The sequence below is a fragment of the Saccharothrix sp. DSM 118769 genome, assembly GCF_052936295.1.
On sequence record NZ_CP193627.1, the window covers coordinates 800,485 to 817,705 of the forward strand.

Annotated in this window: 16 protein-coding genes; 14 read left to right on the forward strand and 2 right to left on the reverse strand. The window is 71.6% G+C overall.

Translation table 11 applies throughout. The features are described 5' to 3' along the window. The first annotated feature begins 87 nt into the window (after positions 1 to 87). The 9 genes from ACRAKJ_RS03905 (at position 88) to ACRAKJ_RS03945 (ending at position 10,281) form a co-directional block, all read left to right on the forward strand. Positions 88 to 1,755 (forward strand): ABC transporter substrate-binding protein, encoded by a 1,668-nt coding sequence (locus tag ACRAKJ_RS03905; protein ID WP_438927016.1) that lies wholly within the window; start codon positions 88 to 90, stop codon positions 1,753 to 1,755. 291 nt (positions 1,756 to 2,046) lie between these two features. Then, positions 2,047 to 3,870 carry an ABC transporter substrate-binding protein gene (locus ACRAKJ_RS03910; RefSeq protein ID WP_438927015.1) on the forward strand — a complete coding sequence of 608 codons (1,824 nt, stop codon included), beginning with the start codon at positions 2,047 to 2,049 and terminating at the stop codon, positions 3,868 to 3,870. A 166-nt stretch (positions 3,871 to 4,036) separates the two neighbouring features. Continuing rightward, on the forward strand, positions 4,037 to 5,035 hold the full coding sequence (locus tag ACRAKJ_RS03915; protein WP_438921468.1) for an ABC transporter permease subunit: 999 nt from the start codon (positions 4,037 to 4,039) through the stop codon (positions 5,033 to 5,035). Between the two features lies 1 nt (position 5,036). Further along, the gene (locus tag ACRAKJ_RS03920; RefSeq protein ID WP_438921529.1) at positions 5,037 to 5,981 is read left to right on the forward strand and encodes an ABC transporter permease subunit; all 945 of its coding nucleotides are present in this window, start codon (positions 5,037 to 5,039) and stop codon (positions 5,979 to 5,981) included. Then, entirely contained in the window at positions 5,978 to 7,162 is a 1,185-nt protein-coding gene (locus tag ACRAKJ_RS03925; RefSeq protein ID WP_438921469.1) for an oligopeptide/dipeptide ABC transporter ATP-binding protein, read from the forward strand. The genes ACRAKJ_RS03920 and ACRAKJ_RS03925 overlap by 4 nt, the downstream gene beginning before the upstream one ends. Then, complete coding sequence (locus ACRAKJ_RS03930; RefSeq protein WP_438921470.1) at positions 7,159 to 8,226, forward strand: oligopeptide/dipeptide ABC transporter ATP-binding protein; 1,068 nt, start codon at positions 7,159 to 7,161, stop codon at positions 8,224 to 8,226. The genes ACRAKJ_RS03925 and ACRAKJ_RS03930 overlap by 4 nt, the downstream gene beginning before the upstream one ends. A gap of 81 nt (positions 8,227 to 8,307) precedes the next feature. Then, positions 8,308 to 9,147, forward strand: coding sequence for an N-acetyl-1-D-myo-inositol-2-amino-2-deoxy-alpha-D-glucopyranoside deacetylase (mshB, locus tag ACRAKJ_RS03935; RefSeq protein ID WP_438921471.1), 840 nt, complete (start codon positions 8,308 to 8,310; stop codon positions 9,145 to 9,147). Further along, the gene (locus ACRAKJ_RS03940; RefSeq protein ID WP_438921472.1) at positions 9,144 to 9,539 is read left to right on the forward strand and encodes a hypothetical protein; all 396 of its coding nucleotides are present in this window, start codon (positions 9,144 to 9,146) and stop codon (positions 9,537 to 9,539) included. The genes mshB and ACRAKJ_RS03940 overlap by 4 nt, the downstream gene beginning before the upstream one ends. Next, complete coding sequence (locus ACRAKJ_RS03945) at positions 9,517 to 10,281, forward strand: hypothetical protein (RefSeq protein ID WP_438921473.1); 765 nt, start codon at positions 9,517 to 9,519, stop codon at positions 10,279 to 10,281. Before ACRAKJ_RS03940 ends, ACRAKJ_RS03945 begins: the two co-directional genes overlap by 23 nt. On the opposite strand, the gene ACRAKJ_RS03950 is transcribed toward ACRAKJ_RS03945, so the two are convergent. After that, positions 10,251 to 11,006 (reverse strand): GNAT family N-acetyltransferase, encoded by a 756-nt coding sequence (locus tag ACRAKJ_RS03950; protein ID WP_438921474.1) that lies wholly within the window; start codon positions 11,004 to 11,006, stop codon positions 10,251 to 10,253. The two genes, ACRAKJ_RS03945 and ACRAKJ_RS03950, sit on opposite strands and share 31 nt — an antisense overlap. A gap of 156 nt (positions 11,007 to 11,162) precedes the next feature. Here ACRAKJ_RS03950 and fdxA point away from each other — a divergent pair, with 156 nt between their 5' ends. The 4 genes from fdxA to ACRAKJ_RS03970 all read left to right on the forward strand — a co-directional run bounded on the left by fdxA (position 11,163) and on the right by ACRAKJ_RS03970 (position 15,105). Continuing rightward, positions 11,163 to 11,489: a ferredoxin gene (gene fdxA / locus ACRAKJ_RS03955; protein WP_033430540.1), complete on the forward strand. Its 327-nt coding sequence runs from the start codon at positions 11,163 to 11,165 to the stop codon at positions 11,487 to 11,489. Beyond that, on the forward strand, positions 11,486 to 12,577 hold the full coding sequence (gene dapC / locus ACRAKJ_RS03960; RefSeq protein ID WP_438921475.1) for a succinyldiaminopimelate transaminase: 1,092 nt from the start codon (positions 11,486 to 11,488) through the stop codon (positions 12,575 to 12,577). The genes fdxA and dapC overlap by 4 nt, the downstream gene beginning before the upstream one ends. Before the next feature lie 235 nt (positions 12,578 to 12,812). Further along, complete coding sequence (locus ACRAKJ_RS03965) at positions 12,813 to 13,916, forward strand: hypothetical protein (protein WP_438921476.1); 1,104 nt, start codon at positions 12,813 to 12,815, stop codon at positions 13,914 to 13,916. A 19-nt stretch (positions 13,917 to 13,935) separates the two neighbouring features. Continuing rightward, positions 13,936 to 15,105, forward strand: a complete 1,170-nt coding sequence (locus ACRAKJ_RS03970; RefSeq protein ID WP_438921477.1) for a hypothetical protein — start codon at positions 13,936 to 13,938, stop codon at positions 15,103 to 15,105. 42 nt (positions 15,106 to 15,147) lie between these two features. Here ACRAKJ_RS03970 and dapD read toward each other — a convergent pair whose 3' ends face one another. Beyond that, a complete protein-coding gene (gene dapD / locus ACRAKJ_RS03975) occupies positions 15,148 to 16,125 on the reverse strand; it encodes a 2,3,4,5-tetrahydropyridine-2,6-dicarboxylate N-succinyltransferase (RefSeq protein WP_438921478.1) in 978 nt (325 codons plus the stop codon). Positions 16,126 to 16,150: 25 nt separating this feature from the next. Between dapD and dapE the strand changes: the two genes are divergently transcribed. Continuing rightward, on the forward strand, positions 16,151 to 17,212 hold the full coding sequence (gene dapE / locus ACRAKJ_RS03980) for a succinyl-diaminopimelate desuccinylase (RefSeq protein WP_438921479.1): 1,062 nt from the start codon (positions 16,151 to 16,153) through the stop codon (positions 17,210 to 17,212). Positions 17,213 to 17,221: the final 9 nt, after the last annotated feature.

Here is a 17,221-nt window from a genome sequence, read left to right on the forward strand (position 1 = left end):
GACGGGGAGAGCGGGCCGGGAGAGCGGGCGGGGGTTGGCGGGACCTGGGCGTCAACTGTCATCGCCGCGTCTGGCACGCTCGTACCCATGGGGAAGCGAACGGTTGTCGCGGTGGTGGCCGCGCTGGCTCTGTCGGCTTGCACGGCGACGCCACCGCCGCCCCTGGTGCCCTCCACGCCCGGGATGACGGTGGTCCCCAAGGAGAAGGTCAACGAGGTCGTCGTCGGCGTCGACGACGTCAAGGGCGGCTACAACCCGCACACCCTGGCGTCGCGGTCCGCGGTCACCACGGCCCTGTCCTCGCTGCTCCTGCCCTCGACCTTCCGCACGGCCGGCGACGGCAGCCCCCGCATGGACCTCGACCTGCTGGTCAGCGCCGAGGTGACGAGCGCCGAACCGTACACGGTGACCTACACGATCCGGCGGGACGCGAGCTGGTCCGACTCGGCGCCCATCGCGGCCGAGGACTTCGTCTACCTGTGGCAGCGGATGCGGGCCGAGCCCGGGGTGGTGGACCCGGCCGGGTACCGGCTCATCGAGGACATCGCCAGCCGGGAGGGCGGCAAGGTCGTCGAGGTCGTGTTCGCCAAGCCCTACCCCGGGTGGCGGAGCCTGTTCCACGACCTGCTGCCCGCCCACCTGCTCAAGGACGCCCCCGGCGGCTGGGCGGCGGCCCTCGCCGACAGCTTCCCGGCCACGGCCGGCCCGTTCGCGGTCCGCACGCTCGACCAGCCGCGCGGCGAGATCATCCTGGAGCGCAGCGACCGCTTCTGGGAGCAACCGCCGGTTCTCGACCGGGTGACCCTCAGGCGGGCGAGCCAGCACGACACGATCGAGGCGCTCAACGCCGGTGACGCCCAGGTCGCCCTCATCCGCGCCGACGCCATCGCGCTCAAGGACGTCGAGGAGCTGGTGACGACCAAGGCGGTCACCACGACCGTGGTCCCCCGGCCGGAGGTGGTGCACCTCCTCCTGCGCCCGGCGTCGCCGAGGATGGAGGACGTCCGCGTCCGCACCGCCGTCATGAGGTCGCTCAACCGTGACGAGCTGATCGCCCTCGGTAGTCGGAACGGTCCCAGTGCCGCCCTCCGCGCCGACGCCCTCGTCATCCCGCCGTCTTCCGCCGGTTACACGCCGACCCTGCCGGCCCTCGCCGGCGACCCCGCGCAACTGCTCACCGAGGCGGGTTACACCCGGACGGGAACCCTCTGGGAACGGGACGGGAAGCCGCTGGAGTTGACCATCGCCGCACCGGCCGGCGTGGAGCCGTACGTGGCCGTCGCGAACCAGGTCCAGCGCCAGTTGTCATTGTCCGGAATCGCCGCCCGCGTCCTGACAACGCAGCCCAATGCGTTGTTCGGCCAAGATCTGTCGGATACCGGCACATCCGACAACGCTGTCGACATTGCCGTCGTACCGCGGCCGGACACGGGCGATTCGGCCGCCGTTCTGGCTTCCTCATTCGGCTGCCGGACGTCACCGGACGACGGGGGTACACCCATTCCGGCGAATCTGTCGGGTTTCTGCGACCAGGCGGTCCAACCGGTGGTCGAACAGGCCCTCTCGGGCGAGGTGCTGCTCTCCGACGCCCTCCGGAGCATCGAGCCGGTGCTCTGGCAGCAGGCCGTCGCGATGCCGTTGTTCCAGGTAGCGGACGTTCTGGTGGCCCTGCCGGAGGTCGGCGGGGTCACCGCGGGCGCCCCCCTCGCGGGTCCGCTGAGCGAGGCTCGCACCTGGCGCCGGGAAGATCGTTGACCGTTGACCCGTACGAAACACTGGCTTCAAGATGCGTTCGCGGTGCAGTATTGACAGTATTCCACTCGTCCGGTTAACAACCGCTCCCACCCGGTAACGACGGAGTCGCGTGCTGCTACCAGCGTGTCACCCTTTGGTCACGATCGGCCGATGGGCAGTGACCGTGCCGCGCACTGCTTCTTATCGTGCTGCAACGGTGTGTCGGTTCGGGGCGCGTTTGGCACATCACGGTTATGGGTGGAAGTCGGCCTGAACGGTCGCTCCAACCCAGTGCTAGGAGGGCACGTGTCGATGAGGAGATCAAAGGCTGTCTCGGCGCTCGCGCTGGTGACCACGGCCGCACTCGCGTTGAGCGCGTGCAGTGGTGGCGGCTCGAGCGGTGGCGACCAGGGTGGCGCGCAGGACGCGAACCCGGGCGCGATCGGCGGTCAGGACGAGCTGTTCAAGCGTCCGAAGGTGGAGGACATCGGCGAGATCTCGGTCGCCGTTGAAGAGGCGGCCCACAACTACAACAACAACATCGGCGCGACCAACAACTTCTCCAGCACCATCGCGCTGTCGAACGTCCAGCCGTCGCCGTTCATCACCGACCTGGTCGACGGCAAGGTCGTCATCAAGATCGACGGCGACCTGATGGACTCCATCAAGGTCACGTCGACCGACCCGCAGACCATCGAGTGGAAGGTCAACAAGGCCGCCGTCTGGTCCGACGACCAGCCGATCGACTGCGACGACTTCCACCTGAAGTGGCTGGCCGCGACGAGCAAGGCCACCGTCAAGGGTGAGGACGGCTCCGAGGCCTCGATCTTCGACTCGACCCCCACGGGCTACGAGAACATCGAGAAGCTCGAGTGCTCGGACAACGACAAGACGATCACCACGACGTTCTTCAAGGACAAGCCGTTCGCGGACTACCGCGCGCTGTTCTCGCAGCCGGGCAGCGACAGCCTGCTCCCGGCGCACGTCCTGGAGCAGAAGACCGGCGTCGCGGACATCACCAAGGTCCTGCCCGCGCAGAACGACGACACGGTCAAGAAGGTCGCCGAGTTCTACACGAAGGGCTGGCTGGGCTTCGACCTGAGCGTCGCCCTCTCGGGTGGCCCGTTCGCCGTCGAGTCCGCCGACCTGACCGACCAGACGGTCCTGGTCCGCAACCCGAAGTACTGGGGCAACCCGGCCGGTCCCGCCAAGGTGATCCTCAAGACGAACACCGACGCGCAGTCCGCCGCGCAGCAGCTCCAGAACAAGGAGGTCTCGGTCATCGCGCCGCAGGCCGACCCGGCCGTCGCGGCGCAGCTCCGCGGTGACTCGGCGTTCGAGGTCTACGCGGCCGGTGGCCAGACCTACGAGCACGTCGACTTCAACATGGCGCGCCCCCTGTTCGCCCAGAACAAGGACCTGCGCCAGGCGATCGCCCAGTGCTTCGACCGCGACGCGCTGGTCGAGAAGCTGGTCGCGGACGTCGACCCGAACGCCAAGCCGCTCGGCAGCCTGGTGTTCATGCCGAACGAGGTCGGCTACGAGGACCACTACAGCGACACCGGCAAGGGTGACGTCGCGGCCGCCAAGAAGACCCTCGAGGACGGCGGCTGGGTCCAGGGTGCCGACGGCATCTACACCAAGGGCGAGTTCCGCGCGTCGTTCAAGATCGGCCACAAGATCGTGACCCGCCGCGCGGACACGGTGCGCATCCTCCAGGACAAGTGCAAGCAGGCCGGCATCGAGATCGTCGCCGACCAGGCCGCCGACTTCAACGACAAGCGCCTCCCGGCGTCCGAGTTCGACGCGGCCCTGTTCGCGTGGGTCGGCCAGCCGCTGAAGGCCGGCGCGTACGGCAACTACGCCCAGAAGGCCAAGGGCGGTTCGGGCAACTACAACAACTACGACTCGGCCGAGATGACCGAGAAGTGGGCTGCCGCGAACGGCGAGCTGGACTACCAGAAGCGCATCACGATGATGAACGACGTCGACAAGATCATGCGGGACGACCTGCACAGCATCCCGCTGTTCCAGCTGTCCGACTTCGCCGCGTCGAGCGCGGACATCGGCCCGATCTCCTACATCGGCGTCGGTGGCGGTGTCACCTGGAACCTGTACGCCTGGCAGAAGAAGTAACACCGCCCGGCCGCCCGTGATCCTCGCGGGTCAGGTTCTCGACAGGTAAAGCACGACCTTCCGCCGGGGGGCCGGTGCCACAAGCACCGGCCCCCCGGACGGTGTCCGCGTCCGGTAGGCTCCCACGCTCGCACGCGGGGGTGCCTAGGGAGACTAGAGACTCGTCATGTTCCGTTACATAATCCGGCGGTTGTTGATCTCGATTCCGCTGTTGATCGTCGCTTCATTCCTCTGCTTCGGTCTGGTCAACGCCATGGGCGACCCCCTCGGCGAGTGGAAGCTCCAGAAGCCCCGGACAGAGGCGGAGATCTCCGCCGCCTACGAGCGGACCGGTTACAACAAGCCGTTCGTCGAGCGCTACGTCGACTGGGCGGGCGACTTCGTGACCGGCGACTGGGGCGAGTCCGTCGTCCCCGGCAACGCGGGCCGTCCGGTGAAGGACGAGCTGCTCAGGGCGTTCGGCGTGACGCTGCGGCTGATCCTCGCCGCCGAGCTCATCGCGCTGATACTCGGTATCGCGGTCGGTGTCATCGGCGCGGTCAGACAGTACTCGCTGTTCGACTACGCGGCGACCGGAATATCGTTCGCGATGTTCTCGATGCCGTTGTTCTGCGTGGCGCTCGTGCTGAAAGCCGGCGGTATCGAGCTGAACAACTGGTTGGAGTCCCTGGGCGCGGACCGGTGGATCATCACGGCCGGACCGCCGGGCGAGGGCTTCAGCGGCGGCTTCGGGCAGCAGGTCTTCCAGTACAGCGGCGCCTACATCCTGCCGACCATCTCGCTGGTGGTCATCCAGTTCGCCCTCTACAGCCGGTTCCAGCGCGCCTCGATGCTGGAGACGCTGAACGCCGACTACGTGCGCACCGCGCAGGCGAAGGGCGTCTCGGAGAGCCGGGCGATCTTCAAGCACGCGTTCCGCAACGCGCTGATCCCGATCATCACGGTGTCGTCGCTGAACATCGGCGCCGGTTTCGGCGGCGCGGTGATCACCGAGACCGTGTTCGGCTGGTCCGGCATGGGGCGGTTCATCGTCCAGGCCATCGAGAAGATCGAGCCCTTCCAGGTGCTCGGCTTCATGATGCTGACGGCCGTCTTCATCATCGCGTTCAACCTGATCGCGGACATCTTGTACGCCTTCCTGGACCCGAGGATTCGCCTTGACTGAGATGGGTTCCCCGCTGGCGCAGGCGCCCGCGCCCGAAAAGGCCGAGGCGAGCCAGTTCGACACGACGACCGCCCGCAAGCAGTGGCAGGTCATCCTCCGCCGGTTCACCCGGCACCGGGCCGCGCTGTTCGGCCTGATCCTGTTCGTCGTGCTGGTGCTGGTCGCCTTCCTCGGCGGCCTGTTCTGGAAGTACCCGTACACGGACCTGGGCTTCAAGCGGTACCTGCCGCCCAGCGGCGACCACCCGTTCGGCACGGACCGGTTGGGCGGCGACATGGTCGCCCAGATCATCCGCGGCACGCAGTTCTCGCTCCAGATCGCGATCGTGGTGGCGTTCCTGTCCACCTTCATCGGCGTCATCCTGGGCGCGCTCGCCGGGTACATGAGGGGCTGGGTCGACACCTTCATCAGCCGCTTCATCGACCTGCTGCTGGTGATCCCCAGCCTGGTCATCGCGGCCGTGCTGGTGCGCAACAGCTTCGTCGTGTCCGTCGCCGGCGGCGGCAACTCGAACTGGCTGATCGTCGCCCTGTACCTGGGCCTGATCGGCTGGCTGTCCATCGCCCGGGTCATCCGCGGCATGGTGCTGTCGCTGCGCGAGAAGGAGTTCGTGGAGGCCGCCCGCGCGCTGGGCGCGTCCACGTTCCGCATCGTGTTCCGGCACATCCTGCCGAACACGATCGACGTGATCATCGTCAACGCCACGCTCGCCATCGCGCAGGCGGTGCTGCTGGAGGCCGCGCTGTCGTTCATCGGCCTGGGCGTGCAGAGCCCGGACACCTCGCTGGGCCTGATGATCAGCCAGAACAAGAACGAGCTGACGCTGCACCCGTGGCTGTTCTTCCTGCCGTTCGCGTTCATCGTGCTGATCTCGCTGGCGGTCAACTTCATCGGTGACGGTCTCCGGGACGCCTTCGACCCGAGGCAGAGGAGGGTGAAGGCATGAGCGAGGTGGACGTGATGAACGCACCCGAGTCCTCGTGGGGCAGCTCGGCCGCGAGCGGCGAGAAGCTGCTGCGCGTCGAGAACCTGTCGGTGGACTTCCCGACCGACGACGGCACCGTGCACGCGGTGCGCGACGTGTCGTTCACGCTCGGCCCCGGCGAGGTGCTGGGCGTCGTGGGCGAGTCCGGCTCCGGCAAGTCGGTGTCGTCGATGGCCGTCATGGGCCTGCTGCCCAAGACGGCCCGGATCGGCGGGTCGATCAAGTTCAAGGACCGCGAGCTCGTGGGCCTGAGCTACAAGCAGATGCAGCCCGTCCGCGGCAACGGCATCTCGATGATCTTCCAGGACCCGATGACGTCGCTGAACCCGGTCTACACGGTGGGCTGGCAGCTCGCCGAGGCGCACCGGGCGCACCACGACGTGTCGAAGAAGGCGGCGTTCGCGAAGGCCGTCGAGGTGCTGGAGCTCGTCGGCATCCCGCAGCCCGACCGGCGCGCCACGCAGTACCCGCACGAGTTCTCGGGCGGCATGAGGCAGCGCGTGATGATCGCCATGGCGATCATCAACGACCCCGACGTGATCATCGCCGACGAGCCGACCACGGCCCTCGACGTGACCGTGCAGGCGCAGATCCTGGACACGCTGCTGCGCATCCGGGACGAGACGAGCGCGGGCATCGTGATCATCACCCACGACCTCGGCGTCGTGGCGGGCATGGTGGACCGCGTCCAGGTCATGTACGGCGGCACGGTCGTCGAGCAGGGCACCGTGGACGAGGTCTTCGAGGCCCAGCGGATGCCGTACACGGTGGGGCTGCTCGGCTCCATCCCGAACCCGCAGATGCTCGGCAAGCGGCTCACGCCCATCAAGGGCGCGCCCCCGTCGCTGATGAACCTGCCGCGCGGCTGCTCGTTCTCGCCGCGCTGCCCGCTGGCCATCGACGAGTGCCGCGAGGTCGAGCCGGCGCTGCTGGAGACCGACCGGGCCGGCCACTTCGCGCGGTGCCACCGCTCCGCGCACCTGGCGACCCTGGAGAACCCGCAGCGGCTGTTCGCCCACGACGAGATCGGCGTGGTGGAGAACCCCGCGTCGCTGACCACGGCGAACCCGGACATCCCGGTCGCCGAGGACCTCGCCGTGGTGGAAGCGCGGCTGCACGAAGAGGAGAAGCCGACCTCATGACGACCCCGACCGATGTGAACCCCCAGGCGGGGGGCGCCGACTCGGGCCCGACCGACCGGGCGCCGCTGCTGGAGGTCAAGGACCTCGTCAAGTCGTTCCCGGTGCGCGGCGGCGGCATCATCCCGCGCACGGTCGGCCAGGTGCAGGCCGTGTCGGGCCTGACCTTCGACCTGTACCCCGGCGAGACGCTGGGCCTGGTCGGCGAGTCCGGTTGCGGCAAGTCCACGACCGGCCGCGCGATCCTCCAGCTGCACAAGCCGACGTCCGGCTCGGTGAAGTTCGAGGGCCGCGAGCTGACCAAGCTCAAGGGCCGGGGCCTGCGGTCGGTCCGCAAGGACATGCAGATCGTCTTCCAGGACCCGTACGCCTCGCTCAACCCGCGCTGGCAGATCAACGAGCTCATCTCCGAGCCGTTCAAGATCCACGGCGAGGGCGGCGGCGACGGCCGGTCGGTGCAGTCCCGGGTCAACGAGCTGATGGAGCTCGTGGGCCTCAACCCGGAGCACCGCAACCGGTACGCGCACGAGTTCTCCGGCGGCCAGCGCCAGCGCATCGGCATCGCCCGCGCGCTCGCGCTCAACCCGAAGCTCGTCGTGCTCGACGAGCCGGTGTCCGCGCTGGACGTGTCGGTGCAGGCGGGCGTGGTGAACCTGCTGGAGGAGCTCCAGGAGCGCCTCGGGCTGGCCTACCTGTTCGTGGCGCACGACCTGTCGGTGGTGCGGCACATCTCCGACCGGGTGGCCGTGATGTACCTCGGCAAGATCGTCGAGATCGGCGACCGCGAGGACATCTACGCCCGGCCGATGCACCCGTACACGCAGGCCCTGCTGTCCGCGGTGCCCGTGCCGAACCCGAAGCTGGAGCGGCAGCGCCAGCGGGTCGTGCTCACCGGTGACGTGCCGTCGCCGGTGAACCCGCCGTCGGGCTGCCGGTTCCGCACCCGCTGCTGGAAGGCGCAGGACATCTGCGCCACCGAGGAGCCCAGGCTGGAGCGCCGCGGCGACGGCGACGGCACGCTGTCGGCGTGCCACTTCGCCGAGGTCAAGCCGCTGCTCGTCGGCTGACCCGCGTGCCGTCGGGGCCACCTGCCCGCATTGGTGGCCCTGACGGCACGGGGCCCGGCACCCCACATCTACCCTGATCCGGTGACGCTCACTGCTCCACCACGGTTGATGCTGGTCCACGCGCACCCCGACGACGAGAGCCTGTGGACGGGCGGCACGATCGCCCGCTACGCGGCGATGGGCGTGCACGTCACCGTGGTCACCTGCACCCTCGGCGAGGAGGGCGAGATCATCCCGCCCGCGCTGCGCGAACTCGCCGCGGACGCCGCCGACCAGCTCGGCGGGTACCGCGTCGCCGAACTGCGCTCCGCCTGCGCCGCCCTCGGCGTGACCGACCACCGGTTCCTCGGCGGCATCGGCCGCTGGCGCGACTCGGGCATGGCGGGCGTCGCCGCCAACTCCCACCCGCGCGCGTTCGCGCAGGGCTCGCCCGACGAGCAGGTCGAGGCGCTGGGCGAGATCATCGCCTCGGTGAAGCCGCAGGTCGTCGTCACCTACGACGCGTTCGGCGGCTACGGCCACCCCGACCACGTCCGGGCGCACGAGATCACCACGGCCGCCGCGGTCGACGTGGACCGCGTGTTCCACGCCGTCACGTCCCGCGCGGCCGTCACGGAGGGCATCGCGAAGCTCGCCGGGTTCGCCGACCTGCCGTGGCGGCTGCCCGAGGAGGGCGAGCTGCCGACCACCGACGACGCCGAGATCACCACCGTCGTCGACGTCTCCGAGCACCTGGTGGCGAAGCTGCGCGCGCTGCGCGCCCACTCCACGCAGGTCGGCGTGTGGCAGGACGGGGCGGGCGGCGCGTCGTACGCGCTGTCCAACGGCATCGCGCAGCCCGTCGTGTCCGCCGAGTACTACGTGCTGGCCAAGGGCTCGGCCGCGGGGGCGGAGACGGACCTGTTCGGGGGGCTGGATTGACCGACCGCCTCGCGCTCGCCGGCATCGCGGCGGCCTCGTTCGCCCTGGCCGTGCTGGAGCTGTTCTTCCTGCCCGTGCGGTGGGACGGCACGCTCCTGCCGCGCTGGGGCGACTGGCCGTTCCCGGTGACCGCGGCGCTGGCGGCGGTGGCCACGCCCGCGCTGGTGATGCTGGCCTCCCGGTACGCCCACCGCACCCTGGCCGCCGCCTCGCCGCTGCTGGTGTGGGCGGGGACGCTGCTGCTGTTCGCCGTCCTCGGGCCGGGCGGCGACGCCGTGCTGCTCAACGACTGGCGCACCCTGCTGCTGTTCGCCGGGGGCGCGCTGCCCGGTGCCGTCGCGGTGGGGTCTTACGCGGGAGGACGGACGGGTGTCGGAAGCGATCACCGATAGGGACGTGGTCCGCGCGCTGCGGCCGTTCGTGCGGGCCACCGGCCCGCTGCTGGACACGCTGCGCGAGGCGAACCTCCTCGGCCTGCGCGACCGCGAGGCCGAGCACGGCGCCGACCGCAAGCTCGTCGACCGGCTGTGGGACGGGCTGGCGAAGGTCAAGGTGCCCGGCACGGCCGCGTGGGCGCGCATGGACGTGCACCAGCGCGACGAGTGGTGGCTCAACCGGCTGGGCCGGTTCGTGTCGCTGCTCTCGGCGCTGCCCGGCATCGGCGGGGTGCTCGCCGACCGGCTGCCGATCCAGGCGGCGCTCGGCGCGGCCGGCCAGGGGCTGCTGCTGTCGGCGGTGGCCGGCGAGCACGGGTTCACCTCCACCGAGGACCGGGTGCGGCTGCTCGCGCACGTGCTGTTCCAGCGCGAGGTGGACGGGCTGCCGGTGGACCGCGACGACGAGGACCGGGCCGCCGAGGACCGCGCCGCGGAGGACCGGGCCACCGAGGAGCTGACCTCCGAGCTGGGGGAGCGGTCCACGTTCCGGGCCATCGGGGCCACCGTGTGGAAGCTCGCCAAGGTGCTGTGGCGGCTGGAGGACGAGCTGGACAAGCGCCCGCAGGGCCGGTTCTACCACCAGGCCCTCGGGATGCTGCCCGTCGTGGGCGTCGTCGGCGACTACTTCGGGGAGCGGTCGGCGCTCAAGCGGGTCCGCGCCGCCGCCTACGCCTGGTTCGGCACCCAGTACCGGTAGCGGTGGTGCTCGGCGCAGCCCAGCGACTCGTACAGCGAGATCGCGGGCTTGTTGTGCTCGGCCACCTGCAACGCGCACGTCGTCGCCCCGCGCGCCCGGCCCCAGTCGGCCAGGGCGCCCATCAGCTCGCGCGCCAGACCGGTCCGCCGGGCCTCCGGCCGCACCGCCAGCCGCGCCACGTGCAGCAGGTCGCCCACCACGGCGCCGCGCACCGCGGCCACCACCACCCCGTCGCGGACGGCGGTGCCGAACCCGACGGCGTCGCCGGTGGTCAGCACGTGCCGCTGCGCCCGCGTCGGCTCCCGCTGGGCCGCCAGTTCCCACCAGGCGGGAGGTGGGACGTCCGTCACGCGCGCGTCGCCGCCCCCGCGGCCCGGGTGGGGCTTCGGGGAGGCGAACCCGCTCAGCGGACCCGTCATGACGAGCGACTCCGCCCCTCCGGGGTGATCTTCGTCGACCCGCCACCCGGCCGCCCCGATCCCCGCCTCGCAGCGCGAGCCGACGACGACGTGCGCGGTCGGCCGGATCGCGTTCCCCCGCGCGAAGGCGACCACCCGGTCCAGCGCCTCGGCGACCGGCAGGCCCGGGTCGCCGGTGGTCAGCGCGCTGTTCGCGCGGCCGGTGAACCCGCCCGCCGCGCGCAGCCGCCACCGGCCCAGGGGCACGTCCACCAGGGCCGGCCAGGCGTCGGCGCAGCGTTGCTCCAATGAGGTGATGTCGTCCACGCACGCATGGTCACCCGACCGGGCGACCGGTGGGCTGTGAGCTGGCGCACGGTGCGGGCGAGCGCGGATAAGGCGAGCCTCACCGGGGGACAATCGACTCCGCCGCGTACTCTCCGGCTTGCGCGGTGTGGACCAGGACAAGAGCAGGAGAGCGCAGTGACCTATGTGATCGCCCAGCCGTGCGTGGACGTGCTCGACAAGGCGTGCATCGAAGAGTGCCCCGTCGACTGCATCTACGAAGGCGACCGGATGCTCTACATCCACCCGGATGAGTGCGTCGACTGTGGTGCTTGCGAGCCGGTGTGCCCCGTCGAGGCCATCTACTACGAGGACGACGTGCCGGACGAGTGGAAGGAGTACACGAAGGCCAACGTGGACTTCTTCGACGAACTGGGGTCCCCCGGTGGCGCGTCCAAGGTCGGCAAGGTCAGCGCGGACCCCGCGTTCGTGAAGGCTCTCCCCCCGCAGGCGTCGCACGAGTGACGACCGGCAGGAGGCTCCCGGACTTCCCCTGGGACGCGCTGGCCGACCACGCCGCCAAGGCGCGCACGCACCCCGGCGGCGTGGTCGACCTGTCCATCGGCACCCCGGTCGACCCGGTGCCCGAGGTGATCCGGCGGGCGCTGTCCTCGGTGGCCGACGAGCCCGGCTACCCGACCACCCACGGCACGCCCGCGCTGCGCGAGGCCGTCGTGGGCTCCCTGGCCAGGCGGTACGGGGTCGACGGCCTCGACCCGGCCGCCGTGCTGCCCACCATCGGCTCCAAGGAGCTGGTGGCGTGGCTGCCGACGCTGCTCGGCCTGGGGCCGGGCGACGTGGTCGCCATCCCGGAGCTGGCCTACCCGACCTACGAGGTGGGCGCCCGGCTGGCGGGCGCGACGCCCGTGCGGCTGGCCGACGGCGAACCCGCGCCCGCCGGGGCCCGGCTCGTGTGGCTGAACTCCCCGTCCAACCCGACCGGGCGCGTGCAGTCGGCGGAGGCGCTGGCCCGGGCCGTGGCCGACGCGCGCGCGGTGGGCGCGGTGGTGGCGTCGGACGAGTGCTACCTGGCGCTGCCGTGGACCGCGTCACCGGTGTCCGCGCTGCGGCCCGAGGTCAACGGCGGGTCCCTCGACGGCCTGCTGGCCGTGCACTCGCTGTCGAAGTCCTCCAGCCTCGCGGGCTACCGGGCCGGGTTCGTCACCGGCGACCCGGCGCTGGTCGCGTCGCTGCTGGAGGTGCGCAAGCACGCGGGCATGATCGTGCCGCGGCCGGTGCAGGCGGCGATGACGGCGGCGTTGGCCGACGACGAGCACGTGGCGGCCCAGCGCGCCCGGTACGGGGCGCGGCGCGCGGCGCTGCTGCCGGCGCTGGAGGCGGCCGGGTTCACCGTGGACCACTCGGAGGCCGGGCTGTACCTGTGGTCGACGCGCGGCGAGTCGGCGTGGGACACCGTGTCGTGGCTGGCCGACCGGGGCCTCCTGGCCGCGCCGGGCACGTTCTACGGGCCCACCGGCGACCGGCACGTGCGGATCGCGCTGACCGCGTCGGACGAGCGCGTCGCGGCGGCCGTGGAGCGCCTCACCACCTGAGTCCACCTTTACCCGGCGCCGCCCGGGAAATCGGAGGCCGTCGATCCCGCGCGGGAACGGCGGCCTTTTTCATCCATTCCGCATGAATGCGGCCGATTCACCCTTTCCCGGGCCGTCGACGTGTAACGGCGTCGGAGGGCGTCGCGATCTGGCAGGACAACAGTGTCCCGCGCGGTCGATTTCCGCTCACGGCCGCCGACCGCGCCGAGTGCCGACAGATTGCGTGGTTCGGGAGTTGATCGACGAACGGCTCGTGCTCGCCGTGCTGCACCGGGTCCTGGAGGCCGAACCGGACAGCACGCCGTGGTTCTTCAGCAACGAGGTCATCGGCGCCAGCATCGGCGCCGTGCTGGCCGCCGCCCTCACCTTCGCCATCACCCGCCGCACGACCGGCAACGCGGTCGGACAGCAGAACACCCTGCTCGCGGCGGAACTGCGCGAGGCGACGGGCGAACTCGACCGGCGCGCCGCGGAGCTGACCGAGGCCGGGGCCAGGATCACGGCCCTCACCGCGGTCCAGGCCCACTACCACGAGGTCCGCGACCGGCTCGCCAGGTCGAGCGTCGTGCAGGAGTTCCACCAGCCGGTGCTGCTGCTGGGACCGCGGTTCGTGGGCAAGTCCTCGCTGCTGGCGCAGTGGCACACGCCCTGGGACCACGCGCCCCTGGCCGCCACCCGCAGGCACCGGCAGGCCGCCGTGCCGGTGCACGACTTCCGCAGGCCCGACGCGGTGCCGCACTTCGCCGACCCCGACGTGCGGACCGCGGTGGACGTGCACGTCAAGCTCCGCGTGCACGACTTCCCGGGTGAACTGGCCGCCCAGGCGGGCGCGGTGGAGACCGCTCGCCGGGAAACCGCGGAACTGCGCGAGAAGACCGGCCGCAACCTCGGTGTCGTGCTGGTGTGCATGTTCGACGCCGAAGAAGCGGTGAGCGGTCCGAAGGAGGGGACGATCCGCTATTACAACGGCGACCTGTTCGCGAACATCCGCACGCTCGTGTCGCACCGCGACGTGGACGTCCAGCGGCTCGTCGTCGTGTTCAACAAGTTCGACGTGCTGCAGGCGAGAAAGCCCGGGGAATCGACCGAGGCGCTGCTCGAACTGTGCGTCGACGTGTTCGGCCCGACCCTCCGGCCGCTGTACGGCGCCTGCAACCAGGAGCGGGTGTGCGAGGCCGTCACCGTGCTCGACCGGGACAACCTGCTGCGCAGCCAGGGCGCGAACGTGGTGTTCGGGGAGGTGGCCCGGGGGATCGTCGAGTCGCTGTCCGGTCGGGACGTCGCGGAGCGGCTCGTGGGCGAGCAGCGGGCCACCAGCTTCATGGCGCGGAACTTCTAGCGGTCACGGGGTGAGTCCGATGCGTCATGTGTTCCGCGTCAACGTCGCCGGTCAAGGGCACGCGCTGTACCTCTGCGACGGCGACCGCGCGCCCCTGGAGCTGCCGCTCGACGTGCGCTCCGACGTGCTGCCGCCGGACTTCACGGACGCCCAGGGCGTCGTCGACGACCTGCTGTCCGAGCAGCCGGGCGGTCCCTACCTGTACGCCTCGGGCACCCCCGGCGGCGGGTCCTTCGTGCTGTACGGGCTGCTGGTCGACGGGCACGACGAGTACGGGCGGGAGGGCATCACGCTGCTGCACGGCCTGATCGACGACGAGGTCGACGTGGTGGACCTCGTGCAGCGGGTCGCGGGCGTGGTGTCGGTCGGCTCCCTGGGGCGGGTGGCGCGGGTGGTGCGGCGGATGGCCGAGCGCGGCGCGGACGTCCGAGAGCTGCTCGACGCCGTGGAGGGAGCGGAGGGGAAGGGGTCCTGGCGCCTCCCGACCCGTCACGGCGCGCCGCCGTCCCCGGTCGCGGCGCTGGTGCACGACTGCAGCGGGTCGGCCGTCGCCTGGCTCGCGATGGCGCGGTCCAACCAGGGCACCGACCGCCCGTGGGCGATCTGGGACGCGGTCGCGGAGCGGGGGAGGGTGGCGACGCTGTCCAGCCGGGGCGGGCCGGTCCTGCTGCTGTCGGACTACCTGCGCGCCGCGGTGCTCGCGGTGGACGACTCGCTCGGCGTGGCCGCCCTGCTCGCGCGGACCGCGTCGCCGGCCCTCCCGCCGCCGGGGGAGGTGGACGCCGACCGGGGCGCGGGCACCCGGGGCGCGACCGCCCGGACCACGACCGCCTCGACCGCGGTCGAGCGGACCGGGGGGACGAGCGGTTCGGCCACGTCGTCGAAGGGCGCGCGCCGGCCGGCCGCGACGGTCGCCGAGCCCGACCCGAGGGTCGCGCGAGCCCTGGTCGTGAGGGTGGTGTGGCTGGACACCGAGCCCGGTCGGCTCGTGCTCTACGGCGGCGACCGGTGGTACGTGGTCAGGCCCCGGGAGCTGAAGGCGGTGGTCAGGCTGGAGGACCGCTGCCTGCTGGAGGCGGAGCAGCCGTTCCCGCTGCGGCTGTTCCTCAAGCGGACGAGGGCGTTCCTCGTCCTCACCGAGGGCGGGGAGGCCCGGGCCCTGGCGGAGTGGATCGACTCCCGCCGGTGACGCGGACGCCCGGTCGGTCCCGACCGGGCGTCCGGCACGACGTCAGTCGTTCGCGTGCAGCGCGGCGTTCAGCTCGACGCCCGTGCCCGTGCGGGCCTTCACGCGGACCGCGCCCGTCGTGGAGTCGCGGAGGAGCAGCAGGCCCGACATGCCGGACAGCTGGGCCGCCTTCACCACCGCGCCGTCCTCGCCGGTGACCTTGGTGCCCGCCGTGACGTACAGGCCGGCCTCGACGACGCAGTCGTCGCCCAGCGAGATGCCGAGACCCGCGTTCGCGCCGATCAGGCACCGCTCGCCCACCGAGATGACCTGCTTGCCGCCGCCGGACAGGGTGCCCATGATCGACGCGCCGCCGCCCACGTCGGAGCCGTCGCCGACCACGACGCCGGCCGAGATCCGGCCCTCCACCATGGACGCGCCGAGCGTGCCCGCGTTGAAGTTCACGAAGCCCTCGTGCATGACGGTCGTGCCGGGCGCCAGGTGCGCGCCGAGGCGCACCCGGTCGGCGTCGGCGACCCGCACGCCGCTCGGCAGCACGTAGTCGACCATCCGGGGGAACTTGTCGACGCCGTACACGGTGACCGGGCCGCGGGCGCGCAGCCGCAGCCGCGTCTCCTCGAAGCCGTCCACGGCGCACGGGCCGAAGTTCGTCCACACCACGTTCGCCAGCAGCCCGAACACGCCGTCGAGGTTCGCGCCGTGCGGCTTCACCAGGCGCGCGGACAGCAGGTGCAGGCGCAGCCACACGTCGTAGGCCGAGACGGGGGCGTCGTCGAGCGAGGCGATGGCGACGCGGACGCCGACGACCTCCACGTCCCGGTCGGCGTCGGCGCCGAGCTGCTTGGCGGCGGCCTCGCCCAGCGCGCCGGCGACCTCGGCGGAGGACAGCAGCGCCACGCCCGGCGCGCCGTCGTCCGAGCCGAGGGACGGCGACGGGAACCAGGTGTCGAGCACGGTGCCGGAAGGGGTGACGGTGGCCAGGCCGACGCCGTACGCGCCGGTGGGGTTCGCGGTGCTCACGAGCGCCAACGGTAACGTGCCGCAGGTGGCCGACACCCTGCACCTCTCCGCCGACCCCGTCGAACTGGCCGTCGCGCTCGTGGACGTCCCGAGCGTCTCCGGCGACGAAGAGCGCCTCGCGGACCTCGTCGAGCGCTCGCTGCGGGAGCAGACCCCGCTGGAGGTGGTGCGCTCCGGCAACGCCGTGCTGGCCCGCACGAACCTGGGCCGCCCGTCGCGGGTCGTGTTCGCCGGGCACCTCGACACCGTGCCGGTGAACGACAACCTGCCCTCGCGCCTGGAGGACGGCGTCCTGCACGGCCTCGGCTCGGTCGACATGAAGGGCGGCGACGCGGTGATGCTGCACCTCGCCGCGACCGTGACCGACCCGCGCCACGACCTGACGTTCGTGTTCTACGACTGCGAGGAGGTCGACGCGGTCCGCAACGGCCTGGGCCGCGTCGAGCGCGAGCTGCCGGAGTGGCTGGCGGGCGACCTGGCGATCGTGTGCGAGCCGTCGAACGGCGTGGTCGAGGCCGGCTGCCAGGGCACCATGCGGATCGAGGTGCGCACGGCGGGCGCGCGGGCGCACACCGCGCGCGGCTGGATGGGCCGCAACGCGATCCACGCCCTCGGCGAGGCCCTGCGCCGGCTGGAGTCCTACGAGCCGCGGCAGCCCGAGATCGACGGCTGCCGGTACCACGAGGGCCTCCAAGCGGTGAAGGTCGAGGGCGGCGTCGCGGGCAACGTCGTGCCCGACGCGGCCGTGCTGACGGTGAACCACCGGTTCGCGCCCGACCGCGGCCCCGAGGAGGCCGAGCGGCACCTGCGCGAGGTGTTCGAGGGCTACGACGTCACGGTCACCGACGTGTCCCCGGGCGCCCTGCCCGGCCTGGGCGCGCCGGTCACCCGGGAGCTGGTCGAGGCGGCCGGCGGGGAGCCGGTGGCGAAGCTCGGCTGGACCGACGTGGCGCGGTTCGCGGCGCTGGGGATGCCCGCGGTGAACTTCGGGCCGGGCGACCCGACGCTGGCGCACACGCGGCAGGAGAACGTCCCGGTGAACCAGGTGCGGCGGTGCGCGGAAGTGTTGCGCCGCTTCCTGAGCTGACCGCGTCCC